This window comes from Cereibacter ovatus, assembly GCF_900207575.1.
Lineage (GTDB): Bacteria > Pseudomonadota > Alphaproteobacteria > Rhodobacterales > Rhodobacteraceae > Cereibacter_A > Cereibacter_A ovatus.
On sequence record NZ_OAOQ01000018.1, the window covers coordinates 1 to 22,833 of the forward strand.

26 protein-coding genes are annotated in these 22,833 nt (G+C 66.5%); 10 read left to right on the forward strand and 16 right to left on the reverse strand.

Annotated features, from left to right (window positions below; genetic code table 11):
- Positions 1–280: 280 nt before the first annotated feature.
- The gene (locus tag CRO07_RS19525) at positions 281–505 is read right to left on the reverse strand and encodes a phage integrase central domain-containing protein (RefSeq protein ID WP_407919638.1); all 225 of its coding nucleotides are present in this window, start codon (positions 503–505) and stop codon (positions 281–283) included.
- Between the two features lie 153 nt (positions 506–658).
- Positions 659–970 carry an ETC complex I subunit gene (locus CRO07_RS14940; RefSeq protein WP_097031476.1) on the reverse strand — a complete coding sequence of 104 codons (312 nt, stop codon included), beginning with the start codon at positions 968–970 and terminating at the stop codon, positions 659–661.
- A 257-nt stretch (positions 971–1,227) separates the two neighbouring features.
- On the opposite strand from CRO07_RS14940, the gene uvrB reads away from it, so the two are divergent.
- Entirely contained in the window at positions 1,228–3,414 is a 2,187-nt protein-coding gene (gene uvrB, locus CRO07_RS14945; RefSeq protein ID WP_097031477.1) for an excinuclease ABC subunit UvrB, read from the forward strand.
- A 91-nt stretch (positions 3,415–3,505) separates the two neighbouring features.
- A complete protein-coding gene (locus CRO07_RS14950) occupies positions 3,506–4,231 on the forward strand; it encodes a hypothetical protein (RefSeq protein ID WP_097031505.1) in 726 nt (241 codons plus the stop codon).
- Between the two features lie 11 nt (positions 4,232–4,242).
- Here the strand turns inward: CRO07_RS14950 and CRO07_RS14955 are convergent, their stop codons facing one another.
- Together CRO07_RS14955 and CRO07_RS14960 are read right to left on the reverse strand one after the other, a co-directional pair.
- A complete protein-coding gene (locus tag CRO07_RS14955; RefSeq protein ID WP_097031478.1) occupies positions 4,243–4,515 on the reverse strand; it encodes a GlsB/YeaQ/YmgE family stress response membrane protein in 273 nt (90 codons plus the stop codon).
- 186 nt (positions 4,516–4,701) lie between these two features.
- Positions 4,702–5,019 (reverse strand): antibiotic biosynthesis monooxygenase family protein, encoded by a 318-nt coding sequence (locus tag CRO07_RS14960; RefSeq protein WP_097031479.1) that lies wholly within the window; start codon positions 5,017–5,019, stop codon positions 4,702–4,704.
- Between the two features lie 137 nt (positions 5,020–5,156).
- Between CRO07_RS14960 and CRO07_RS14965 the strand changes: the two genes are divergently transcribed.
- On the forward strand, positions 5,157–5,348 hold the full coding sequence (locus CRO07_RS14965; protein WP_097031480.1) for a hypothetical protein: 192 nt from the start codon (positions 5,157–5,159) through the stop codon (positions 5,346–5,348).
- A 329-nt stretch (positions 5,349–5,677) separates the two neighbouring features.
- The gene (locus tag CRO07_RS14970) at positions 5,678–5,821 is read left to right on the forward strand and encodes an entericidin A/B family lipoprotein (RefSeq protein WP_097031481.1); all 144 of its coding nucleotides are present in this window, start codon (positions 5,678–5,680) and stop codon (positions 5,819–5,821) included.
- An 80-nt stretch (positions 5,822–5,901) separates the two neighbouring features.
- Here the strand turns inward: CRO07_RS14970 and CRO07_RS14975 are convergent, their stop codons facing one another.
- Together CRO07_RS14975 and CRO07_RS14980 are read right to left on the reverse strand one after the other, a co-directional pair.
- A complete protein-coding gene (locus tag CRO07_RS14975; protein ID WP_097031482.1) occupies positions 5,902–6,669 on the reverse strand; it encodes an EcsC family protein in 768 nt (255 codons plus the stop codon).
- A gap of 51 nt (positions 6,670–6,720) precedes the next feature.
- A complete protein-coding gene (locus CRO07_RS14980; protein WP_097031483.1) occupies positions 6,721–7,215 on the reverse strand; it encodes a GNAT family N-acetyltransferase in 495 nt (164 codons plus the stop codon).
- A gap of 222 nt (positions 7,216–7,437) precedes the next feature.
- Here CRO07_RS14980 and CRO07_RS14985 point away from each other — a divergent pair, with 222 nt between their 5' ends.
- Positions 7,438–8,310: an S-methyl-5'-thioadenosine phosphorylase gene (locus tag CRO07_RS14985; protein WP_097031484.1), complete on the forward strand. Its 873-nt coding sequence runs from the start codon at positions 7,438–7,440 to the stop codon at positions 8,308–8,310.
- Positions 8,311–8,314: 4 nt separating this feature from the next.
- Positions 8,315–8,851 carry an adenine phosphoribosyltransferase gene (locus CRO07_RS14990; RefSeq protein WP_097031485.1) on the forward strand — a complete coding sequence of 179 codons (537 nt, stop codon included), beginning with the start codon at positions 8,315–8,317 and terminating at the stop codon, positions 8,849–8,851.
- Positions 8,852–9,066: 215 nt separating this feature from the next.
- Here the strand turns inward: CRO07_RS14990 and CRO07_RS14995 are convergent, their stop codons facing one another.
- From CRO07_RS14995 to coxB, 10 genes are all read right to left on the reverse strand, one after another.
- Positions 9,067–10,479, reverse strand: a complete 1,413-nt coding sequence (locus CRO07_RS14995) for an FAD-binding oxidoreductase (protein WP_097031486.1) — start codon at positions 10,477–10,479, stop codon at positions 9,067–9,069.
- A gap of 95 nt (positions 10,480–10,574) precedes the next feature.
- On the reverse strand, positions 10,575–11,159 hold the full coding sequence (locus CRO07_RS15000) for a GNAT family N-acetyltransferase (RefSeq protein ID WP_097031487.1): 585 nt from the start codon (positions 11,157–11,159) through the stop codon (positions 10,575–10,577).
- Positions 11,159–12,418: a M16 family metallopeptidase gene (locus tag CRO07_RS15005; RefSeq protein ID WP_097031488.1), complete on the reverse strand. Its 1,260-nt coding sequence runs from the start codon at positions 12,416–12,418 to the stop codon at positions 11,159–11,161. The genes CRO07_RS15000 and CRO07_RS15005 overlap by 1 nt, the downstream gene beginning before the upstream one ends.
- Entirely contained in the window at positions 12,415–13,800 is a 1,386-nt protein-coding gene (gene thrC / locus CRO07_RS15010; RefSeq protein ID WP_097031489.1) for a threonine synthase, read from the reverse strand. Before thrC ends, CRO07_RS15005 begins: the two co-directional genes overlap by 4 nt.
- An 11-nt stretch (positions 13,801–13,811) precedes the next feature.
- A complete protein-coding gene (locus CRO07_RS15015; protein ID WP_097031490.1) occupies positions 13,812–14,483 on the reverse strand; it encodes an SURF1 family protein in 672 nt (223 codons plus the stop codon).
- Between the two features lie 81 nt (positions 14,484–14,564).
- Positions 14,565–15,365, reverse strand: coding sequence for a cytochrome c oxidase subunit 3 (locus tag CRO07_RS15020; RefSeq protein ID WP_097031491.1), 801 nt, complete (start codon positions 15,363–15,365; stop codon positions 14,565–14,567).
- A gap of 21 nt (positions 15,366–15,386) precedes the next feature.
- Positions 15,387–15,959 carry a cytochrome c oxidase assembly protein gene (locus tag CRO07_RS15025; RefSeq protein WP_097031492.1) on the reverse strand — a complete coding sequence of 191 codons (573 nt, stop codon included), beginning with the start codon at positions 15,957–15,959 and terminating at the stop codon, positions 15,387–15,389.
- Positions 15,956–16,132, reverse strand: a complete 177-nt coding sequence (locus CRO07_RS15030) for a hypothetical protein (RefSeq protein ID WP_097031493.1) — start codon at positions 16,130–16,132, stop codon at positions 15,956–15,958. The genes CRO07_RS15025 and CRO07_RS15030 overlap by 4 nt, the downstream gene beginning before the upstream one ends.
- A 1-nt stretch (position 16,133) precedes the next feature.
- Positions 16,134–17,066, reverse strand: a complete 933-nt coding sequence (gene cyoE, locus CRO07_RS15035) for a heme o synthase (RefSeq protein WP_097031506.1) — start codon at positions 17,064–17,066, stop codon at positions 16,134–16,136.
- 211 nt (positions 17,067–17,277) lie between these two features.
- A complete protein-coding gene (gene coxB / locus CRO07_RS15040; RefSeq protein WP_097031494.1) occupies positions 17,278–18,165 on the reverse strand; it encodes a cytochrome c oxidase subunit II in 888 nt (295 codons plus the stop codon).
- 168 nt (positions 18,166–18,333) lie between these two features.
- On the opposite strand from coxB, the gene tldD reads away from it, so the two are divergent.
- From tldD to CRO07_RS15060, 4 genes are all read left to right on the forward strand, one after another.
- Positions 18,334–19,755, forward strand: a complete 1,422-nt coding sequence (gene tldD / locus CRO07_RS15045; protein WP_097031507.1) for a metalloprotease TldD — start codon at positions 18,334–18,336, stop codon at positions 19,753–19,755.
- Between the two features lie 263 nt (positions 19,756–20,018).
- Positions 20,019–20,570, forward strand: a complete 552-nt coding sequence (gene mog / locus CRO07_RS15050) for a molybdopterin adenylyltransferase (protein ID WP_097031495.1) — start codon at positions 20,019–20,021, stop codon at positions 20,568–20,570.
- Between the two features lie 323 nt (positions 20,571–20,893).
- Positions 20,894–21,898 carry a radical SAM protein gene (locus CRO07_RS15055; protein ID WP_097031496.1) on the forward strand — a complete coding sequence of 335 codons (1,005 nt, stop codon included), beginning with the start codon at positions 20,894–20,896 and terminating at the stop codon, positions 21,896–21,898.
- Positions 21,895–22,731, forward strand: a complete 837-nt coding sequence (locus CRO07_RS15060; protein ID WP_176504587.1) for an efflux RND transporter periplasmic adaptor subunit — start codon at positions 21,895–21,897, stop codon at positions 22,729–22,731. Before CRO07_RS15055 ends, CRO07_RS15060 begins: the two co-directional genes overlap by 4 nt.
- Positions 22,732–22,833 lie beyond the last annotated feature (102 nt).

A 22,833-nucleotide genomic window follows, 5' to 3' on the forward strand; every position in this document is an offset into this window, starting at 1 on the left:
TCTCCCGACGCGTCAGGCCGCTGCTCAGCGCAAGCCGCACCGCTTCACGCCGAAACTCCGGCGTCGGTCTGTTCCCGTTCCCCATAGAACACCTCCTGGTTCCTCAGATGGTGCTCTCCACATTTCCCGGGCAAGTCCAGACCAGTAAAGATTGCTCATCGATCTGGTCTCCTCACGGAGCCTGTATCACGCCAAGAGCCCAAAATCAATGGGTCTGGAGCCTGGCGCTCGCGCAACCATACCCTCTCGGCCTCTCAACGTTGAGAACCACTTCGCAACCTCATCCAAGGCTACCGCGGGCTGACCTTCTACCTTCTGCACCTTGCCGGGAGCAGAGAGCAGTGGCTGGAGATTGCCTCGCCAGCGCGCCGGATTTTCGCCCTTCCCGATGACCTGCTGCCGCGGCCCAGTCCAGCACCCGCTCAATTCTGCCGCGCACCCGATCCGCTGTCTCGTTCTTCGTCATCCAGATGGGCTGAAGGACAGCGTCAAAGTCTCGACACATGCATCAGACACCAGCCGAGACAGGCACACACCCGCAATATCAACATATGGAAAGGGCGCCCCGTTGGCGCCCCATATCGTGATTCGCGGTCGTCTTCGCCAGTTCCTTGACCCGTTTCCGAGCCCGGTTTATTTCCAGCCCGAAACAGCCACCTCAGTGGGTCCAGGCGCCGCGGCGGTCGGTGGCGAAATTCTCGCCATAGCCGCGCGGGCGGATGTTCAGCTTTCGCGGCTTGGACTCGACCACCTCGACCTCGATCCGGTGCGCCTTGGCATAGTCCAGTGCGGCCTCGCGGGTGGCGAAATGCAGTTGCACCTGATTTTGCGTATCGGCGGACGAGGTCCAACCCATCAGCGGGTCGATGTCGCGAGCCTTGTGGCTTTCGAACACCAGAACCCATTCCTTCGCCTTCGCGGTTCCGGACTGCATGGCATTGCGGGCGGGCTGGTAGATACGGGCGCGCATCGAAGGCTCCTTGAAAGATGCCCCGTTCTGGCGCCTTTTCCCGCGCAGATCAAGACCGCACAGCCCGCAAGGCAAGCGGCTGTCGATCGATCACGGGAGGGTGGGTGGGGTGTGTGGGTGCAACCGACCGACAGCGTTCTGCTGCTTGCCCCTTCGTTCTAGCGATGAAGGGTTAAGGGCAGGTAAAGATCGCCTGCCTTCGCCCTTGTTCGGGAACAAAAACGGATCAACTTTAGGCGGTCCGGGGGAATCAGCCGATGCCACACAACAACACCAACCTGCCGATGCACCGACCCGAGGTGCTGACCCGACCCAAGCTGGAAGGCGGGCGACGCTTCGTGCTGAGCACACCATTCCAGCCCGCGGGCGACCAGCCCACCGCCATCGCGGAACTGTCGGCCGGCATCATCGCGGGCGAGCAGAACCAGGTGCTGCTGGGCGCCACCGGCACCGGCAAGACCTTCACCATGGCCAAGATCATCGAACAGACCCAGCGCCCGGCGATCATCCTTGCGCCGAACAAGACGCTGGCCGCGCAGCTTTACGGCGAATTCAAAGGCTTCTTCCCCGAGAACGCCGTGGAATACTTTGTATCCTACTACGACTATTACCAGCCCGAAGCCTATGTTCCGCGCTCGGACACCTATATCGAGAAGGAATCCCAGATCAACGAACAGATCGACCGGATGCGCCACTCGGCCACCCGGGCGCTGCTGGAACGCGACGATGTGATCATCGTGGCCTCGGTTTCCTGCATCTACGGCATCGGCTCGGTCGAGACCTATTCGGCGATGACGCAGGATCTGGTGGTGGGACAAAGCTACGACCAGCGGCAGGTGCTGTCGGAACTGGTGGCGCAGCAATACCGCCGCAACGATCAGGCCTTCCAGCGCGGCAGTTTCCGCGTCCGGGGCGATTCGCTGGAAGTCTGGCCTGCGCACCTCGAAGACCGGGCTTGGCGGTTTTCCTTCTTTGGCGAAGAGCTGGAAAGCATCACCGAATTCGATCCGCTGACCGGCGCGAAAACCGACAGCTTCAAGCAGATCCGGATCTACGCCAATTCGCACTATGTCACGCCGCGCCCGACGATGCAGCAGGCGGTTCTGGGCATCAAGCGAGAGCTGCGCCAGCGGCTGGACCAACTGGTGAACGAAGGCAAGCTGCTGGAAGCGCAACGTCTTGAACAGCGAACCAATTTCGACATCGAGATGCTCGAGGCAACCGGCGTCTGCAACGGCATCGAGAACTATTCGCGCTATCTGACAGGTCGCGCCCCGGGCGAGCCGCCGCCCACCTTGTTCGAGTTCATCCCCGACAACGCCATCGTCTTCGCCGATGAAAGCCATGTCAGCGTGCCGCAGATCGGCGGCATGTATCGCGGCGACTATCGACGCAAGTTCACGCTGGCCGAACACGGGTTCCGCCTGCCCTCCTGCATGGACAACCGCCCCCTGAAGTTCGAGGAATGGGATGCGATGCGGCCGCAGTCGATCTTCGTCTCGGCCACCCCCGCCGCGTGGGAGATGGAACAGGCCGGCGGCGTCTTTGCCGAGCAGGTGATCCGGCCGACCGGCCTTCTCGATCCCAAGGTCGAGATCCGCCCGGTCGAGATGCAGGTCGACGACCTGCTGGACGAAATCCGCCGCGTCGCGGCCGCGGGCCTGCGTATTCTGGTCACCGTGCTGACCAAGCGCATGGCCGAGGATCTGACGGAATATTTTCACGAGCAGGGCATCCGCATCCGCTACATGCATTCCGACATCGACACGATCGAGCGGATCGAGATCCTGCGCGATCTGCGGCTGGGCGCCTTTGACGTGCTGGTGGGGATCAACCTGCTGCGCGAAGGGCTGGATATTCCCGAATGCGGGCTGGTGGCGATTCTGGATGCCGACAAAGAAGGCTTCCTGCGGTCGGAAACCTCGTTGATCCAGACCATCGGCCGGGCGGCGCGCAACGCGGAAGGCCGCGTCATCATGTATGCCGACCGCATCACCGGCAGCATGGAACGCGCCTTGCGCGAAACCGAACGGCGGCGCGAAAAACAGATCGCCTATAACCTCGCGCATGGAATCACGCCGCAGACGGTGAAAAAGAACGTCGAGGACGTTCTGGCCGGTCTCTGGCAGGGCGATACCGACATGTCCCGCGTGACGGCCAAGGTCGAAAAGCCCATGGTGGGCGCGAACCTTGCCGCCCATCTCGATGCGCTGCGGCTGGCGATGCGCAAGGCCGCCGAGAATCTGGAATTCGAGGAAGCCGCCCGACTGCGCGATGAGGTCAAACGGCTGGAGGCCGTGGAACTGGCCGTGGCCGACGATCCGTTGGCGCGGCAGGCGGCGGTCGAGGATGCAGCCGAGGCGGCGGTGAAGGGCGCGGGGCGAAGCACCGCCGGCCGCGCGGGCCAGCGCGGCGGCAACAAGCGACGGCGCGGACATTCGTGACATCGGCCCCTTCCGGCCCGGTTCCGGTGTAGGCTTAACCCGTCGTTAACCATGGCGGGCACAGGCTGCGCAAAGATCGGAGGTGTCGATCATGCGCAGCCTTTCCCGGCGCCTGCCTTGGCTTGTCGCGTTGGCGGCCGCACTGGCCGTTGCCGCGCCGGCGCTTGCAGGCCCATGGGCGCGCGAAAAGGGGCAGGTCTTTCTGACCCTCTCGGAACAGCACGACAGCGCGGGGGAAAGCTGGACCGGGCTTTGGGCGGAATATGGCCTGACCCAGCGCATCACGCTGGGGATCGATGCCGGCCGCTCGGGTCAGGGCGATGGCAAATTCGTGCTTTGGGGTCAGCGGGCCTGGGTGCGGGGCGAACATCGCTTTGCCGCCTCGCTGGGTCTGGGCGCAAGTCTGGTCGATGGCGAGGTGATGCCGATGGCACAGGGCGGGGCATCCTGGGGCCGCGGAATCGCGACCCGGTTCGGGCCGGGCTGGGTGACGATCGAGGGACGCGCCCTTGTCACCGCACGGAACATCGAAATCAGCCAGAAGGTCGATGCCCGGACCACCGCCATCTACGCCTACATGCTGCCCGAAACCAGCGGCAAGGCCGAGATCACCCTGGGCCTGCGCCCCCGCGACAAGCTGATGATCATCAACCAGTTGCAGGTCGAGGCGCGCAAGCAAAGCGGGATCGAGGCCCGGCTGGCCAGTTCTCTGGTCTATGATCTGTGGCAACCGGCAAAGGTCGAGCTGGGCATCGTCACCCCGATTCAGGGCGACGGCGAACCCGCCCTGAAACTTGGCATGTGGCTGGAGTTCTGACGGCTGCGACCCTAGTCGAAGATCAGCCGCGCGATCACCAGGACGATCACCGCCCCCACCAAGGCCGCGGCGACCATCGCCGCCAGCCCCCAGGCCGCCAGTAGCGTCACCCCCAGAACAGCCAGCAGCACCGGGGCAGCCAGTGCCCCCACCAGCCCGATCAGCATATATCGCCTGCGGTGCCGTCCGCCTTCAACCAGACTGGCGATCCAGCCGGCCGCAAGGCCCACCAGCGCCAGCAGCAAAAGCCCGACAACCCCGATGGCCTGCATCACCTCTTCCATGTGCGCCTCCCAGTCCTTCCGATCAGAACCCCTGCCGATCAGAACTCCTTCCGATCAGAACCGCGGCGGGTCCGATCGGCTCCGCCCGACGCGGCCGAGAAGGCGCCACGACCGCGGCAGGCCCGATGGCGCTGCGCAGCCCGTGCCAGTTACATCCGACTCGGCCCGGGTTCGGACCCGCGCGGATCAATAGACGGCGGCGACCTCATACATCACCGGCTCGAACCCGCGGCACAGCTCGGCAAAGCGGCGGGTGCGGGCGCGCATCTCGGCGGTGCGCAACATCGCCTGAAAATCCTCGCGCCGCCGCCACTGCGAATAGTTGGCAATCCGGGTCTGGGCGTCGTTCACATGCAGGCTGGCCGAGATGAAGCCGGGCTGGTGGCGGATGAACTCGTCCAGCGCGACGCGCAGTTCGTCCAGCAGGTCCGCACAGGTTCCGGGCGTCATCTCGAAGGTCGTGATGACGGTCTGGCCATCGAAGGAAGTGTCGATACGGGTCATGTCCGCTCTCCTCTCATTCAGGAAAGCCTATGCTGCAAAAGCACTTGCGGCAAGTGCGGCGTAAGAGGCGCAGGCCCGGCGCACCCTGCGGCAACTTCGCCCTACACCCGCAGGCGGCAGCACGCTAGGCTGAGGCCATGCAACTCATCGATCCGAACCACCCGTTCTTCCGTCCCGCCTGGCGCCGCTGGGTGACAGGCATCTTCCCCATCGTCTGGTCAGGGGTCGAATTCTTCGCCCTGAACAGCCCGATCTGGGCCGTGATCTTCCTTCTGCTCGGCATCTACGCCTTCTGGGTGCTGGTCATCAAGGGACCGGACGCCGCCTGAGGCCAGGCGCGGCCGTCAGGGCCGCGCGGGCCACCCCCCGCCGCAAACCGCCAAGGAAGGCGGTTTGCGGTCTTGTGTCAGACCGGACGCTGACCGGGCAAATACCCAGCCCGCCTTGCGTTGTGCCGGGTTGCGTGGAGCGTCCTGTCCCGGACGACCGCCGGTCCAGCAGACTCGCACCGCCCGAGACGGTCAGCAGCAGGACAAAAAAGGCAAGCACACAGGGTTCCATGCCCCACAGCCTGCCGGCGAATGGTTAATCCCACGCAAACACCGGAACGGAACCGGACGGCTGCGCGTTCGTGCCGCAGCAACCAACGGAGTTCCCGATGCGCAAAGCCTTTCTTCTCCTGCCCCTCATTGCCATCGCGGGGCTTGCCGCCTGCCAGACCGTCGAAGGTGCCGGCCGCGATCTTTCAGCCGCGGGCACCGCGATCACACAGCAATCGCGTGACGCACAGGCCGATCTGTGACGGCAGATCCTGCGCGCGCATGCCGCCAATCGCCGCGCGGACAGGACAGGACAGGACAGGCGGGCACCAAAGCCCCCCCCTCAGACCCGGCGATCAAGCGGAATGGGCGTGACGGCGGCCTGAAACCCGGCCAGAACCCGTTCGGCGCCATGGGTCTGGGCCAGCCGCAACAACGCAAAACGGATCTCGGCGATCTCGCGGTAATAGGTCAGGTAAGCCGCATTCAGCGTGGCCCCCGCCACCGCCCCCAGCACCGGCACCGCCTGCGCCATCAGCTTCTGCCCCAGCGCCGCCGCCAGCCGCGGCGCGACCGAGCCCAGAACCCGGCTGACCGCAGCGCCGCTTAGCGCGATACGGGCACCGATGAAGCTGGTGTTCACGCCATCGTCGCGTTTCAGCGGGCTTCCCGCGCCGAAGATGCGCAGACATTCGACCCGGATCGCAGGATCGTCAGGATCAAAGCCCTCGGCCTCGGCGGCGCGGCGGATCGCATGCATGATGACGGTGATCGTCACCGGCAGTTCGGCAATCGATGTGGCAAGCCCCCCTGCCCCGCCGGCCGCGCCAGTCAGCGCCACCAGCGCAGGCGTCGCGCGCCGGCCCAGATCGGGCGCATGCCGCCCCGCCCCGGCCATCCGGTGGCTGCGTTCCAGCGCCGCGCGCGTCACCGTCTCGATCTGGCGCAGCACGGGTTTCGGAAGCAGCGCCAGCCGATCTTCGACCGAGCCGCCAAGCCGGTTCATCAACGCGATCACCGGCCCGTTCGCGCGGTCAAACCGCAGCGCCAGAGCGGCGATTTCGGCATCCGGGTTGCGGATGGTCGAGGGAAGATGGGTATTTCCTGTCATCGCCCTGAGGTAGGTCTTGCCCAAGGCCCCGGCAATGGCCGCGCGCAGGTTTCACGCGCCGCAGCGGGCCTTTGTCACCGGGCCCGTCACGCCATCCCATGCGCCGGTCACCAGTGCGATGCCCAGAACCCGCTCGGGGTTGGTGGGCGGCGGCATCACCACCCCTTCCAGCCGGCGAAAGCCGAAGCGGCGGTAATAGGGAGCATCGCCCACCAGCATCACCCGTTCCCAGCCGATCTTTCGCGCCTCGGCAAGGGTTTCGGTGATCAGCAGCGCCCCCAGCCCCTCGCCCTGCCGGGTGGGGTGGACGGCGACGGGGCCCAGAAGCAGCACGGGCCGCCCCGCGACCTCAATCGGCCAATAGCGGATCGCGGCCGCAAGGGTTCCGTCCTCATCGCGCAGGATCGCGCACAGGTCGGCCACCTTCGGCACGCCGTCGCGCAGCCGGTAGGACGACAAGGCCGAACGGCCAGGTGCAAAGCAGAGGTCGTAAAGCGCCTCGACTTCCCACCAATCCGCATCGGTTTCCTGCTCAAGGCGATACACGCCGCTTTCTCCCTGCCTGCACCGGAGCGGCCCGTAACACGCTGGCCCAACGGGATCAAACCGGAAAGGCCCGGGCCGGCCTTCCGGCGCCGCCCTGGGCGGTCATTCGCGCTTCGCGAACGGGAATGGCGATTTATCGCACCCTTTCAGCCATGGTTCGCGCTTTCCTAAGGGGGGCGGGGCGCCTAGTGTCCCCGCGGTCAAACGAAACCGGGGACAGCAATGCAGACCATGATCGGGGTGATCGGCGGGTCGGGGGTCTATGAGATCGACGGGCTTCAGGACGCCGTCTGGACGAAGGTCGAAACCCCCTGGGGCACGCCCTCGGACGAGATCCTTGTGGGCAAACTTGACGGGGTGGCGATGGCCTTCCTGCCGCGGCACGGGCGCGGCCATGTCCACAGCCCGACCTCGGTGCCCTACCGCGCCAACATCGATGCGCTGAAGCGGCTGGGGGTGACGGATGTCGTTTCCGTCTCGGCCTGCGGATCGCTGCGCGAGGAAATGGCGCCGGGCGATTTCGTGATCGTCGATCAGTTCATCGACCGCAGCTTCGCGCGCGAAAAGTCCTTTTTCGGAACGGGGTGCGTGGCGCATGTGGCGCTTGGCAAGCCGACCTGCCCGCGTCTGTCGGCGGCCTGCGCCGATGCCGCCCGCGCCACCGGCGTCACCGTGCATGACAGCGGCACCTACCTTTGCATGGAAGGCCCGCAGTTTTCCACGCTGGCCGAGTCGCTGCTTTACAAAAGCTGGGGCTGCCATGTCATCGGCATGACCAACATGCCCGAGGCCAAGCTCGCCCGCGAGGCCGAGCTTTGCTATGCCTCGGTCGCGATGGTCACGGATTACGACTGCTGGCACCCCCACCACGACGAGGTCGACATCTCGGCCATCATCGCCACGCTGACCGGCAATGCGCAACATGCGCGCAATCTGGTGGCGGGACTGCCGCAGCGTCTGGGCGCCGAGCGTGCGCCCTGCCCGCATGGCTGCGACCGCGCGCTGGACCATGCGATCATGACCGCGCCGGCAAAGCGCGACCCGGAACTTCTGGCGAAACTCGACGCGGTCGCCGGCCGCGTGCTGAAAGGCTGAGACGATGACGAACAAGTCGGTCAGGGATTATATCCGCACCATCGTGGACTTCCCCCACGAGGGCATCCTGTTTCGCGACGTGACCACGCTGTTTGCCGATCCGCGCGGCTTCCGCATCGCGATCGACCAGTTGCTGGCGCCCTATGCCGGGATGCGCTTTGACAAGGTGGCCGGGCTTGAGGCGCGCGGCTTCATTCTGGGCGGCGCGGTGGCGCATCAACTGTCGACCGGCTTCGTGCCGATCCGCAAGAAGGGCAAGCTGCCCGGCGCCACGATCTCGCAAAGCTACAAGCTGGAATATGGCGAAGCGGTGGTCGAGGTGCATGACGACGCGCTGCAACCGGGTGAAAAAGTGCTGCTGGTCGATGACCTTCTGGCCACCGGCGGCACCGCCGAGGCCGGGATCAAGCTGATCGAGCAGCTTGGCGCCGAGGTCGTGGGCTGCGCCTTCGTGGTGGATCTGCCCGATCTGGGCGGCCGCAAGCGGCTCGAGGGGCTGGGGATGGAAGTCCACGCGCTGTGCGCCTTCGAAGGGCTTTAATCCTTTCTTAGCGGAATCGGGATAGAACCAATCCTACCGGGTGAGCCGGTTGCTGCTTGCAAGAGTGACCTCAACCTCAACCCCAGCTACGCCCCGCCGGCTTACCCGGCGGGGCTTTTCTTTTGGCCATGCGGGCGATGAAAGGCCGGCCGAACCGATATCCATCGGCGGCAGGCAGCCCGCCGATGGGTCCGCATGGCCAGAGCCGGGCCGCCTTACGGCCGCAGCACCGCACCCGGGTTCATGATCCCCAGCGGATCCAGCGCCTGCTTGATCGCCCGCATCGCCGCCAGCTTTGCCGGATCGCCATAGCGTTCCAGATCGGCCACCTTCAGCCGCCCCACCCCATGTTCGGCGCTGATCGAGCCGCCGGCCGCCGCCACCAGATCATGCACCAGTCGGGTGATCGGGGCGCGCAGGTCGTCATACTCGGCACGGTTGCGCCCGCGGGCCGGGAACACGTTGTAATGCAGGTTGCCGTCGCCCAGATGGCCGAAACAGTTGATCCGCACCTCGGCCAGCCGGGCCAGCGCCGCGCCCGCCGTGGCGATGAACCCCGCAATCTTGCCCAGCGGCAGTGCGATGTCATGGCTTGCGATCGAACCGACACGCCGGTTCGCCTCGGGGATGGTTTCGCGCAACGCCCAGAAGGCCGCACGCTGCGCCCCCGATTGCGCCACCAGACCATCACTGGCCAGCCCTGCCGCCTGCGCCTCGGCAAACAGCGCACCAAGTTCGTCGGCGGGGTCCATCCCCTGCGTCAGCCCCAGATCCACCAGCACCAGCCATTCCGGCGCCACCGCAAAGGGCTGGCGCAGGTCGGGCAGCGTCTCGGCCAGAAACTCCAGCCCCATGCGGTGCATCAGTTCGAACCCCGTCACCAGCGGGCCAAAGCGGGCCTGCGCAAGACCCAGCAGATCCAGCGCCGCCGTGGGGCTTGGCACGACGATCAGCGCCGTGCCCTCGGCCGCGGGCGGGCGCACCAGCTTCAGGCTGGCGGCGGTGATGATGCCGAGCGTGCCCTCTGCCCCGATCAGCAGGTTGCGCAGGTCATAGCCGGTATTGTCCTTGCGCAGCCGCTTCAGCCCATGCAGCACCGAGCCATCCGGCAGCACCGCTTCCAACCCCAGACACAGGTCGCGCGCATTGCCATGACGCAGGACCGCCGTGCCGCCGGCGTTGGTCGCCAGATTGCCGCCGATCCGGCACGACCCTTCCGACGCCAGCCACAGCGGAAACATCCGCCCCGCCGCCTCGGCCGCGGTTTGCACATCGGCAAGGATCATCCCGGCTTCGACGACGATCACGTTTTCTTCCGGAAAGATCCCGCGCAGCCGGTTCATCCGTTCCAGCGACACCACAAGCGGCAGCGGCCCCGCGCCCATGACCTGCCCGCCGACAAGGCCGGTGCCGCCGCCAAGAGGCACGATCCCCACCCGCGCCTCGGCACAGGCGCGGACGATCCCGGCCAGCTGATCGGTGCTGTCAGGAAGCGCCACCGCGCCGGCCTGCCCGTGGTGGCGGCCGCGCGGCTCTTGCAGGTGGCGCGGCTCGGGCGGGATCACGGCGCCTGCGGGCAGACGGACGGCCAGACGGGCGACAAAGGCGGGATCGGCGGGGTTCAGCATGGGCAGGGCACCTCTGCCGAGTGATTACGCCGCGCAGGCGCCGCCGTCCACCGCGGCGGGCGGGATCGCGCAACCGATGCCGCGGACGGCGTCGGTCAGCCGACGTCGGTGCGGCCGCGCCGGTCGCTGCGCAGGTTGGAATACAGCACATGATTGCGCCAGCGCCCGGCGATCTGAAGATAGCTTTGCGCCACGCCTTCATATTTGAAACCGCTTTTTTCCAGCACCCCGCGCGAGGCGACGTTTTCGGGCAGGCAGGCGGCCTCGATCCGGCTCAGGTCCAGCACGGTGAAGGCGTGGTGAACGACCGCCATCAGCGCCTCGCGCATGAAGCCCTGCCGGGCATGCGGCCGGCCCACCCAGTAGCCCAGCGTGCCCGCCTGCGCCGGCCCGCGCCGGATGTTGTCCAGCGTGATCGCGCCCAGAAGGGCCGCATCCTCGCGCCGGATCAGCAGCAGCGGCAGCGCGGTGCCCTGCGCCTGCGCCCGCGCGGCCCAGTAGACGCGGTTGGTGAACGCCTTGCGCGACAGGTGATCCGAGGACCAGACCGGCTCCCATGGGGTCAGGAACGTGGCGCTTTCGGCGCGCAGCGCCGCCCAGTCGCGCCAGTCGGAATGCGCCGGAAGACGCAGGGTCATCCGTTCGGTCTCGATCCGGACCTTCCGGCGCAGTCCAAGCATCAGGCCGCCAGCCGCCCGCGAATCGTGTCAAGCGCCGGGGCATCCTCGGCCGGGCCATAAAGCGCCAGCGCCGAACGCGCCTGCGCCATCCGCCCGGCATAGTCGCGCACCCCCGCCACGGTCACGCTGTCGATCTTTTCCACCGCCTCGTCCAGACCGGGCACCCGCCCCCAGATCGCCAGCAGCCGCGCCAGCCGCTCGGCCCGGCTGGAAGGGCTTTCCAGCCCCATCAGCAGCCCCGCCTTCAACTGCGCCCGCGCGCGGGCGACCTCGGCTTCGGACATGTCGTCGGCCGCGCGTTTCAACTCGTCGATGGTCAGCGAGGCAAGGTCGGACACCTCATCGGCCGAGGTGCCGGCATAGATGGTGATCTGGCCGGTATCCTCATAGGCGCCGGACTGGGCGAAAATCGAATAGCACAGGCCGCGTTCTTCGCGCACCTTCTGGAACAGGCGCGACGACATGCCCCCCCCCAGCGCCATGGCATAGACCTGCGCGGTATAGACATCGGGGGCGCGATAGCTGGGCGCCTCGAAGGCCATGGCGAAGTGGACCTGCTCCAGCGTCTTCAACTCGCGCCGCTCGCCGCCGGTGAAGGCCGCGGGCTGGATCGGGCGCCGGCCCACCGGCTTCAGATGGCCGAACAGGGCCTGCGCCTGCGCAAGGATCTTCTGGTGATCGACGCCCCCCGAGGCGGCAAGGATCATGTGGTCCGGGCCGTAATGCTCGGCCACAAAGCCGGTCAGATCGGCGCGGGTGAAGCTGGAAACCCGTTCTTCCGGGCCAAGGATGGTGCGGCCGAAGGACTGGCCGGGGTAGGACACCTCTTGCAGCCAGTCGAAGATGATGTCGTCGGGCGTGTCCAGCGCCTGCCCGATTTCCTGAAGGATCACATGGCGCTCGATCTCGATTTCCTTGGGGTCGAACACCGGGTTCAGCACGATGTCGGCAATCACATCCAGCGCCAGCGCGGTGTCGGCTTCCAGCACCCGGGCGTAATAGGCCGTCATCTCGCGCGAGGTATAGGCGTTGATATAGCCGCCCACATCCTCGATTTCTTCAGCGATTCGCAGGGCGCTGCGCCGCTTGGTGCCCTTGAACGCCATATGTTCAAGGAAATGCGCGATGCCGTTCTGTTCGGGCCGTTCATGCCGGCCGCCGGCGGTGATCCAGATCCCGATCGAGGCCGAATGCAGCCCCGGCATGTGTTCGGTGACGACGCGAAAGCCGTTGGGAAGCGTGTCGAGAAGAACGGTCAACGCGCGGTCCTTTCGCGGATAAGGGATTGAAGGGCGGCAAGGTCGTTGGGCACGCGGGTCACGCGCTCGGGGCGGTCGAACAGGTCGGCCATGCGGGCGGGCAGCGCGGGGCGCGTGCCGATGGCCGTTTCCACCGCATCGGGGAATTTCGCGGGATGGGCGGTGGCAAGGGTCACCATCGGCTCTGGTCCGATGTGTTCCTGCGCGACCTTCACGCCGACCGCGGAATGGGGGCAAAGCACCTCGCCGGTAGTGGCGTGAACCGCGCGGATGGTGGCCAGCGTTTCGTCCTCGGAACAGCGGCCCGAGGTGAATGTGTCGCGCAACGCCCCCAGCGCGTTCGGGCTGATGCGAAAGCCGCCCTGCCGCAGATCGGCCATCAGCGCCGCCACCGCCGCGCCGTCGCGGCCATAGGCATCAAACAGCGCGCGTTCGAAGTTCGACGAGACCTGAATATCCATCGACGGGCTGATCGATGGCACGACGCCTTCGGTCAGGTAATCCCCCGAGGACAGCGCCCGGTGCAGGATGTCGTTCTGGTTCGTCGCCACCACAAGGCGCTTGATCGGCAGGCCCATGCGCTTCGCGATATAGCCGGCGAAGATGTCACCGAAATTGCCGGTGGGCACGGTGAAACTGACTTCGCGGTGCGGGGCGCCAAGGCTGGTGGCGGCGGTGAAATAGTAAACCACCTGCGCCAGCACCCGCGCCCAGTTGATCGAGTTCACACCCGCCAGCCCCACCGCATCGCGGAAGGCAAAGTCGTTGAACATGTCCTTCAGCCGGGCCTGACAGTCGTCGAAATCGCCATCCAGCGCCAGCGCATGGACGTTGGCTTCCGCGGGGGTGGTCATCTGCCGGCGCTGCACATCCGACACCCGGCCATGCGGGAACAGGATGACCACATCGACATTCGACAGGCCCCGGAACGCCTCGATCGCGGCCGATCCGGTGTCGCCGCTGGTGGCGCCGACAATGGTGATCCGCTGACCGGTCCGGGCCAGTGCCGCCTGAAACAGCTGACCGATCAGCTGCATGGCGAAATCCTTGAAGGCCAGCGTCGGGCCGTGGAACAGTTCCAGCAGGAAATGGTTCGGGCCAAGCTGCACAAGGGGCGCGCGGGCGGCATGGCCAAAGCCCGCATAGGCGGCGCCGATCAGGCGGCGCAACTCGTCATCGGCAAAGGCATCCCCGATGAAGGGGCGCATGACACGAAAGGCCACGTCCTCATAGGGCAGGCCGGCAAGGGCGGCGATCTCGGACTCGGGGATCACCGGCACCGTTTCGGGAACATAAAGGCCGCCGTCGCGGGCAAGGCCCGTAAGCATCGCCTCTTGAAAGCCGAGAACAGGGGCCGCACCGCGAGTCGAGATATAGTTCATATGTCCTGCCTTCATTGCGCTTTGCGCCTGATACGCCAGAGCAGAAGAACTGTCATCCCCAGCCATAGGACGGCAAGCGAAAACCATGTCGCGGCATAGCCGGCATGATCATTGGGGATGCCCGCGGTGCCGACCGGCCACGGGTCGATCCCGTCGCCGGTGGGGGTGGCGGCCACGACCAGAACCGGCTCGGTTCCCAGCGCCGCGGCCATGGCGGGCAGATCGCGCGCGAACCAGATCCCTTGCGCGGGATCGGGCGCGGGGGTGAAGGCGTCCACCTCGTCGGGCCAGTGCAGCGTGCCGGTGATCGCTGCCCCCACCACCTGCCGCGGCAGGCGGCGGTCGGATTGCGGCAGAAAGCCCCGGTCGATCAGGATCAGGCGCCCCTCGTCGGTTTCGAACCCCGAGACGATGCGAAAGCCCGGCCCGCGATCCTTGCGGCTGGCCAGCACGTCAAGATGTGCGCCGGTAAAGCGGCCGGCAACGCGGACCGACAGGTAGCGGTCCCGCACGGGATCAGGGCTGTCGGGCAGCGCGACGGGGGGCAACGCGATCCGCGACTCGATCTCGGACAGGATGGCGTTCTTCCAGTCCAGCCGATCCAGTTGCCACAGGCCCAGCCCGATCAGGATCGCCGTTCCGACAAGGCCGAACAGCAGCGGAAGGATCATCCGGCGGATCATGGGGCCCCCTGTCGTCTGCGGTGTCATCCCAGCATGGAAGAGGAAGGCGCCCTGCGTCCAGCGACCATGACAGGCGCCGCGTCAATGACCCCAGACATAGATCGAGGCAAACAGGAACAGCCAGACCACATCGACGAAATGCCAGTACCAGATCGCGGCCTCGAACCCGACATGCCTTTCGGGGGTGAAATGGCCGCGCTCGGCCCGGATCAGGCAGACCAGCAGAAAGACGGTGCCGATCACGACATGCAAGCCGTGAAAGCCCGTCGCCATGAAGAAGTTGGCGCCATAGATGTTGCCAGCGAAGCCGAAGGCCGCGTGGCTGTATTCATAGGCCTGAAGCGCGGTGAAGGCGATGCCCAGCCCGATGGCAAGCATCAAGCCCCGGCGCAGATCGCGGCGGTTGTTCTCATGCACCAGCGCATGATGCGCCCATGTGGCAGCCGCGCCCGAACACAACAGGATCAGCGTGTTGATCAGCGGCAGGTGCCATGGATCGAAGGTTGCCACCCCTTCGGGCGGAAAGACCCCGTCGATGGCGGGGCTGTCGGGCCCCATGGGATAAAGCGCATGTTTGAAAAAGCTCCAGAACCAGGCCGAGAAGAACATCACCTCGGACATGATGAACAGGATGAAACCCAGCCGCAGGCCAAGGCGCACCACCGGGGTGTGGTCGCCCTTGATGCTTTCGGCCACCACATCGGACCACCAGCCGGCCATGGTGTAAAGCACCACCCCCAACCCGATCAGCCCCAGCCACGGGCCAGAGCCATGCATCCACAGCACCGCGCCGAACAGCATGACGAAGGCGCCGACTGCGGCCATCAGCGGCCAGATCGAGGGCGGCAGAATGTGGTAATCGTGGGTCTTGCCGTGGGCCATGATTTCCCCCTGTGCGTCAGATCATGTCGGCGGCCGCCCCGCGCGGGCCGTGGCGGCCGCCGTCCCGGGCAGGTCGGTCCGGTGAAAGGTGTAGGACAGCGTGATCTGGCGGATATGGCGCGCGTCGGGATCGTCCAGAATGGCCGGATCGACGAAGAAACTGACCGGCATCTCGACCCGCTCTCCGGCGCCCAGAACCTGCTGGGTAAAGCAGAAACAGGCGATCTTGACGAAATGGCGCCCCGAGGCGTCGGGCGTGACATTGTAGCTGGCGGTGCCTGCCACGGGCTGCGATGTCGGATTGACGGCCTCGTAAAAGGCAAGGCCGGTCTCGCCCAGCCGGATCGTCATCTCGCGCTGAAGCGGGCGGAAGCGCCATGGCATCCCCACCGTGCGCGAGGCATCGAACCGCACGCGGATCGTGCGGTCCAGCGGCCGGTCGGGCGCGGCGCGGGCCACCGCGGTCGTGCCGCCATAGCCGGTGACCCGACAGAACCAGTCGTAAAACGGCACGGCGGCGAACGAGGCCGCCCCCATCGCCACCACCACACCCGCCAGAAGGCCCGCGGTTTTCCGCTGCGCAGACAGGCTCATCGTCCGACCGCCCCCGGCGGGGCATGGGCGAAGCCATCCACCTTGCCCAGTTGTGACACCTTGGCCACCGTCAGGCCGAACATCACAAGGATGAAGACCAGAAGCGTCAGCCCCACGCCCAGATTGCGGCCAAGGCGACGACGGTGAAGCTCATGCTCGGCGCGGATGGCCATGTCACCAACCTCCCATTCCGTGGGGTTTCAGCGCCGCCTCGGCAAGGATCGCGGCGAAATGCAGGAACAGGTAGTAAAGCGAAAACCGGAACAGACGCTTTTCGGCGCGATAGCCGTCGGCCTCGGCCTGTGCTTCGGTGCGGCGCCAGATCCGCACCGCGCCGGCCACGAACCACAGGTTCAGCGCCACCGACACCGCCAGATACAGCGGCCCGCCGATCCCGGTGACGGCCCCCGCCACCGCCAGCGGCGCCAGAGCCAGCGTATAGGCCAGCACATGCGCCCGCGTGACCCGCCGGCCATGGGTGACCGTCAGCATCGGCACCCCGGCATCGGCATAGTCTGACTTCGTGAACAGCGCGAGCGACCAGAAATGCGGCGGCGTCCACATGAAGATCAGCGCGAACATGAACAGCGACTCGACCGAGACACCCCCCGTCGCCACCGCCCAGCCGATCATCGGCGGAAAGGCCCCCGCCGCCCCGCCGATCACGATATTCTGCGGCGTCGCGCGTTTCAGCCACATCGAATAGATGACGGCATAGAAGAAGATCGTGAAGGCCAGCAGCCCCGCCGCCAGCAGGTTCGCGGCAAGACCGAGCATCACCACCGCGATCCCCGACAGCGCAAGACCGATCGCCAGCGCCTCGCGCGGGGCCACGCGGCCGGCCGGCACCGGACGGTTACGGGTGCGCCGCATCAGCGCGTCGATGTCGGCATCCCACCACATGTTCAGCGCCCCCGACGCCCCCGCCCCCAGCGCGATGAACAAGATACCGGCCAGGGCCACCATCGGATGCACCGCCACCGGCGCCGACAGCAGCCCCACCAGCGCGGTAAAGACCACCAGCGACATGACCCGCGGCTTCAGCAGCGCAACGTAATCGCCAAACCCGGCCTCGGCTGGCAGGTCGCTGGCGCGCATGTCGGTCATGTCATCCTCCTTGCCCTTGCGCGGCGACACCTGCCGCCCTGCGACCACGTTCGGCATGCCGCGGGGATAGCCTGTCGCCCTGCGCATACCCCCTGCCCTTGCGCGGCGGGATCTTCCGCCCCGTGTGCAGAGGGTCCGCCACCCGCCTTGACGCGCTGGCTGCGCGCCGCACCCTTCACTTCCGGGGCCGGACCACGGCGCGGTCTGCGCCCTAATCGGCCAACCGGGGCTTTTCCGCCGCCAGTGCCGACAGCTCGTAGGTTCCGCCCCGCGCCTGATCCAGCCAGTCGGCATAAGCCTGTTCCGACACCACCTTGACGGTGATCGGCATGTAGGCATGGGCCATGCCGCACAGCTCGGAACACTGGCCGAAGAAGATCCCCTCGCGGTCGGGCCGGAACCACAGTTCGGCCAGCCGCCCCGGCACGGCATCCTGCTTGACCCCGAACGCGGGCACCGCCCAGGAATGGATCACATCGGCACCGGTCACCTGCACGACCACCACCTTGCCCACCGGCACCACCATCGCGGTGTCGGTGGCCAGCAGAAAGTCATCCCGGCCATAGCCGGCCGCGCGCAACTGCGCCTCGACCTCGGGGGTCAGACGATAGTCGCCCCCCGTCGCCGGAGAGCCGATCATGTAGCTTTCAAAAGCCACCTCTTCGTCGGGATAGTCATAGCCCCAGAACCACTGATAGCCGGTGACCTTCACCGTCACATCGGCGTCAGGAACCCGTTGCTGATGAAACAGCGACGGCAAGGACACCGCCCCGATCACCACAAGGATCAGGATCGGACCCACGGTCCAGGTGATCTCGAGCGGGGAATTGTGGGTGAAGCGGGCGGGAACCCGATTGCGCCCCTCGCGGAAGCGCCAGACGGTGAAAAGGATCAGCGCGGTGACAAACAGCGTGATGGCGGTGATGATGACAAGGATGAAGCCGTCCAGCCAGTGGATCTGGTCGGCCACGCTGCTGGCCGCAGGCTGGAACCCCATGGCGCCGGGCTGGGGTCGGCCGATGACCTGAAGCGTCTGCTGCGCCGTGACGGGCGCCGCCGCCGAAAGCAAAAGGCCGGTCAAGCTGCTGAAAAATCTCATGTTCAGATCCCGCTGGCTGCCCTGGGCCCCAAAACCCCGCAGGGATCACCCGGAAACCCGGCAGATTCCCCGTTGTCCCTGAACGCGCATCGCCCATATTGGTTTCATGCCGTCACAAAAAATGATGCATCCGCGCATCATCCTTTTTCCGATCCGGGGATATCCTTCATGACCGACCAACCCTTCCGCCCGTTCGAGACCCACCTCGACGAGGCCACCGCGCTTTCCATCCTGCGCGAGGCGGTGCGCGGCGCCGAGGATGGCGAGCTGTTTCTGGAACGCTCCCGGTCGGAAACGCTGGTGCTGGATGACGGCCGGGTAAAGTCGGCCAGCTATGACGCCAGCGAAGGCTTTGGCCTGCGCGCGGTGGCGGGCGAGGTGGCGGGCTATGGCCATTCGACCGAAATTTCGGACCGCGCGCTGCGGCGGGCGGCCGAGACAGCACGGCTGGCGGTAGGGGACGGTGGGGGCGTGATGGCCCAGCCGCCACAGGGCACCAACCGCAGGCTGTATTCCGATGCCGATCCGATGGCGGATGCGGCCTTTGCGGTGAAGATCGACCTTCTGCGCGAGATCGACGCCTTCGCCCGCGCGCTGGACCCGCGGGTGATCCAGGTGTCGGCCACAGTCTCGGCCGGCTTGCAAGAGGTCGAGATCCTGCGCCCCGAGGGCCTGCGTCTGGCCGATGTGCGGCCGATGGCGCGGATGAATGTCTCGGTGATCGTGGAACAGGGCGGTCGGCGTGAATCGGGCAGCTTTGGCGGCGGCGGGCGGCATGGGCTGGCGCGGCTGATGGCGCCGGACTGGTGGCAGGCGGCCGCGCGCGAGGCGGTGCGGGTGGCACTGGTCAACCTTGAGGCCGAACCCGCACCGGCGGGCATGATGGATGTGGTGCTGGGCGCGGGCTGGCCCGGCATCCTGCTGCACGAGGCGATCGGCCACGGGCTGGAAGCCGACTTCAACCGCAAGAAGACCTCGGCCTTTGCCGGGCTGATGGGGCAGCGGATCGCGGCGCCGGGGGTGACGGTGCTGGATGACGGCACGATCCCGGACCGGCGCGGCTCGATCTCGGTCGATGACGAGGGCACACCGTCGGGGCGGACGGTGCTGATCGAGGATGGCATCCTTGTGGGCTACATGCAGGACCGCCAGAACGCCCGCCTGATGGGGGGGCAATCGACCGGCAACGGAAGGCGCGAGGGCTATGCCCATATCCCGATGCCGCGGATGACCAACACCTACATGCTGGGCGGCGATGCCGCACCCGATGACATCGTGGCCGGCCTGACCGACGGGATTTATGCCGTGGGCTTTGGCGGCGGGCAGGTGGATATCACCAACGGCAAGTTCGTCTTTTCCTGCACCGAGGCTTACCGCGTCCGGAACGGCAAGATCGGCGCCCCGGTGAAGGGCGCAACACTGATCGGCGACGGCGCCACAGCCCTGAAGCATATCCGCGCCATCGGCAACGACATGAAGCTTGACCCCGGCATCGGCAATTGCGGCAAGCAGGGCCAGTGGGTTCCGGTGGGCGTGGGCCAGCCGACGTTGCTGATCGGCGGATTGACGGTGGGCGGAAGCCAGACCTGACGGCGCCTTCGGCCAGTGGCGAAGCGGGGGTTTTGCACCCCCGCACCCCCGCAGGATATTTTCGCCAGAATGAAAGGGGCCGCGTGTTTGCGTGAGCGTGGCAGGAATGCCGGCGGCCCCCTATCGTTGTGACGGTATCGGGGGACCGGGGCGAAGTTTTCGCCCTTACGCGCATCTGGAAGGTCTGGGAAACCGGGGATGGACCCTTTCCAATTCTGCGCGGGCATCGCAGGTTTGGACATGCCGGAAGCAGGGAGAACGGGATGAAGATCGCCATCGTCACCGCATCGGACCGCGCAAGTTGCGGCGATTACGAGGATACGAGCGGTCCGGCCATCGCGGACTGGTTGGAGACCGTGGTAACCTCGCCTTACCGGATCATCCGCCGGATCGTGCCCGACGGGATCGAATCGGTCCGCGACACGCTGGTGGAGTTGTGCGATCTTGAAGGCGCGGCGCTGGTGTTCACCACCGGCGGCACCGGCCCATCGCCGCGCGACCTGACGCCCGAAGCGATGGCCCTGACGATCGAGAAGGAACTGCCGGGGTTTGGCGAGTTGTTGCGGTTTGCCGGTCTGCAACAGACGCCGACCGCGATCCTGTCGCGGCAGACGGCGGGCATCCGGGGCCGGTCGCTGATCGTGAACCTGCCGGGGCAGCCGGCCTCGATCACGCTGTCGTTGCAGGCGATTTTCGCAGCGATCCCGAAATGTCTGGAGTTGATCGGAGCGGGGGGGATGACCGTCTCGGACAGGTGGGGGGCCGAGGGCCATGCCGCGCCGCGGCTGCCCGATTATCTGCGTCCGCCGTCCTGACCCTTGCCCCCGGGTATGGACGGCGGCGCCCAGCCCGGATGGATGCCGCGAGGCTGCCCCCCGGTCGCGCGCGGCGCCTGCGCGGGGTGGCGCGGCGGTGATCGCATTCCCCGACCGCTTTTGCGTGTCAGGCGGGGGCCGGGGCCCCGTCCTGACCATTCCGCATTCCTGACGCGGCCATGCAGGCCGGAACCTCAGGATGGTCGGGACGGCGAAAAGGCGGGGGAAGCATCGATGGACTTGCGCACCCATACACCATGATAGCCTCCTGTTTCGGGCTGGGCGGCATAGGGTCGGCCGCCAATGCAGCAATGTGCGCAAGGATGACTGACAGCCCGCTGGACAGGTTCCGTATCGGCACGACTTCGCCCGCGGGCAGCGGACAGAAGCGGTCTGGCCTGCGCGACCATGATCGCTGGGTCTCGGTCGCGATGGAGTTCCGCTGCAATCTGCGCTGCACGCATTGCATGATCGAAGGCGCGATGAGCCGGCTTCAGGGTGCCTCGGACGCCGAATTCTCGGCCGTGCTGGACCGGCAGGCGGCCGAGCGCCCGTGGGACGGGCTGGTGCTGACGGGGGCCGAGATCACGCTGCGCCACGATCTTGCCCGGATCGTGGCCCGGGCGCGCGGGGCGGGCTTTGCCCATGTCCGGGTGCAGACACACGGGATGCAGCTGCATCGGCGCGACTATCTGGACCGGCTGGTGGCAGCGGGGGTGGATGAGTTTTTCATCTCGGTTACCGCGGCCACCGGACCCCGCCACGATGCCATCACCAAGGTGCCGGGATCGTGGCGGCGGATGCGCACCGGGCTGGATCTGATCGAGGCGCATCATCCGGGCGTGCAGGTCATCACCAACACGGTCATCACCGCCGAAAGCGTCGATGACCTGCCCGGGATCGTCGCGGCCTTCGGCGGCTATGCCTGCATCGTGCAGCACGAGTTCTGGAATTATTTTCCAATGTCGGAAATCGACGGCAAGGCGCTTTGCGTGCCTCTGGCCGATGTGCTGCCGCCACTGCGGACGGCCATCGCGGCGGCCCGGACGCTGGGGCGCCATGTCGAAGTGAAAAACATTCCCGAATGTCTGCTGGGCGATGATGCCCCCCTGCTGGTCAACACCCAGCCCCTGCTGGTCATCGACCCGCAGTTCTGGACCGATTTCGACCTGAACGACTTTTACCGATGCCCACACCGCGGCCTTTGCACCTCGACCGAGTGTCTTGGCCTGACCGCCGCCTATATCCGCCGGTTCGGCGACGAAGGCGCGCTTTTGCGGCCCTTGCGCGCCCCGATCGCCGGGCGCGCCCGACAGGAGATCCGATGACCGCCCCCCCCCATCGCCTGCCGCCCGGCCTGTTCCGGCCGGCCCTGCTGTCTGCCCTGTTCCTGTCACTGGCCACGGGCGCATCGGCCAGCACCGGCTTCGAATGCGTGATGGAAGCCGCGCGTGTCATCGAACTCAGTTCGCGCACGCAGGGCGTGATCGAGGAAATCCTTGTGGACAAGGGCCAGCGCGTGACCAAGGGCGACATCATCGCCCGCACCGATGCGACGATGGAGACGGCGGCGCTGCGCATCCTTCAGGCAAGGGCGGCCTCGGACGCGGCAATCGCCACGCAGAAAGCGCGGCTTGATTTCGCCAGCGCGCAACTGGCCCGCGCCGAAAAGCTGGAACGGCAGAACGCGCAAAGTCTCGTGAAGGTGGAAGAACTGCGCTATGAGGTGGCGATCGCACGCTCACAACTGCGGCAGGCCGAAAGCGACCGCGCTTCGGCACTGGCCGAGGCAGACCGGGCGCGGATCGCGGTGGAAAACACCCGCATCCGCGCGCCCTTCGGCGGCGTCGTCACCGACGTCACCCTGTCGGCGGGCGAATATGTCACCGCCGACCGCCATGTGGCGGTGCTGGTCCAGACCGATCCCATCCATGTCGATGCCTTTCTGCCGGCCGATCTTCACGACAGGGTCCGCCCGGGCGACAAGGTCCGCATCCATCCCGAGATCCCGCAAGGCGCCGAGATCGTGGCGCCGATCCTGTCGGTCGATACCGTGCTTGATCCTGCCTCGCGCACCTTCGGCATCCGGGTGGCGCTGCCCAACGGCGACGAACGGCTGGTCGCGGGGCAACGCTGCACGCTGGATCTGACGGTGCAATAAGCCGGGCGAAGGTATCCTTGGTCAGGGGGTCTGATCCTTTTGGCGATGCCTCCTGACCACGAATGCCTCCCCTTCCGTCCGGTCGCGCTTTTGCCTTGCCGC

Coding starts and splice junctions, on each gene's coding strand:
- CRO07_RS19525 (WP_407919638.1), bottom strand. CDS start 505: ATGTGTCGAGACTTTGACGCTGTCCTTCAGCCCATCTGGATGACGAAG.
- CRO07_RS14940 (WP_097031476.1), bottom strand. CDS start 970: ATGCGCGCCCGTATCTACCAGCCCGCCCGCAATGCCATGCAGTCCGGA.
- uvrB (WP_097031477.1), top strand. CDS start 1,228: ATGCCACACAACAACACCAACCTGCCGATGCACCGACCCGAGGTGCTG.
- CRO07_RS14950 (WP_097031505.1), top strand. CDS start 3,506: ATGCGCAGCCTTTCCCGGCGCCTGCCTTGGCTTGTCGCGTTGGCGGCC.
- CRO07_RS14955 (WP_097031478.1), bottom strand. CDS start 4,515: ATGGAAGAGGTGATGCAGGCCATCGGGGTTGTCGGGCTTTTGCTGCTG.
- CRO07_RS14960 (WP_097031479.1), bottom strand. CDS start 5,019: ATGACCCGTATCGACACTTCCTTCGATGGCCAGACCGTCATCACGACC.
- CRO07_RS14965 (WP_097031480.1), top strand. CDS start 5,157: ATGCAACTCATCGATCCGAACCACCCGTTCTTCCGTCCCGCCTGGCGC.
- CRO07_RS14970 (WP_097031481.1), top strand. CDS start 5,678: ATGCGCAAAGCCTTTCTTCTCCTGCCCCTCATTGCCATCGCGGGGCTT.
- CRO07_RS14975 (WP_097031482.1), bottom strand. CDS start 6,669: ATGACAGGAAATACCCATCTTCCCTCGACCATCCGCAACCCGGATGCC.
- CRO07_RS14985 (WP_097031484.1), top strand. CDS start 7,438: ATGCAGACCATGATCGGGGTGATCGGCGGGTCGGGGGTCTATGAGATC.
- CRO07_RS14990 (WP_097031485.1), top strand. CDS start 8,315: ATGACGAACAAGTCGGTCAGGGATTATATCCGCACCATCGTGGACTTC.
- CRO07_RS14995 (WP_097031486.1), bottom strand. CDS start 10,479: ATGCTGAACCCCGCCGATCCCGCCTTTGTCGCCCGTCTGGCCGTCCGT.
- CRO07_RS15000 (WP_097031487.1), bottom strand. CDS start 11,159: ATGCTTGGACTGCGCCGGAAGGTCCGGATCGAGACCGAACGGATGACC.
- thrC (WP_097031489.1), bottom strand. CDS start 13,800: ATGAACTATATCTCGACTCGCGGTGCGGCCCCTGTTCTCGGCTTTCAA.
- CRO07_RS15015 (WP_097031490.1), bottom strand. CDS start 14,483: ATGATCCGCCGGATGATCCTTCCGCTGCTGTTCGGCCTTGTCGGAACG.
- CRO07_RS15020 (WP_097031491.1), bottom strand. CDS start 15,365: ATGGCCCACGGCAAGACCCACGATTACCACATTCTGCCGCCCTCGATC.
- CRO07_RS15025 (WP_097031492.1), bottom strand. CDS start 15,959: ATGAGCCTGTCTGCGCAGCGGAAAACCGCGGGCCTTCTGGCGGGTGTG.
- CRO07_RS15030 (WP_097031493.1), bottom strand. CDS start 16,132: ATGGCCATCCGCGCCGAGCATGAGCTTCACCGTCGTCGCCTTGGCCGC.
- cyoE (WP_097031506.1), bottom strand. CDS start 17,066: ATGACCGACATGCGCGCCAGCGACCTGCCAGCCGAGGCCGGGTTTGGC.
- coxB (WP_097031494.1), bottom strand. CDS start 18,165: ATGAGATTTTTCAGCAGCTTGACCGGCCTTTTGCTTTCGGCGGCGGCG.
- tldD (WP_097031507.1), top strand. CDS start 18,334: ATGACCGACCAACCCTTCCGCCCGTTCGAGACCCACCTCGACGAGGCC.
- mog (WP_097031495.1), top strand. CDS start 20,019: ATGAAGATCGCCATCGTCACCGCATCGGACCGCGCAAGTTGCGGCGAT.
- CRO07_RS15055 (WP_097031496.1), top strand. CDS start 20,894: ATGACTGACAGCCCGCTGGACAGGTTCCGTATCGGCACGACTTCGCCC.
- CRO07_RS15060 (WP_176504587.1), top strand. CDS start 21,895: ATGACCGCCCCCCCCCATCGCCTGCCGCCCGGCCTGTTCCGGCCGGCC.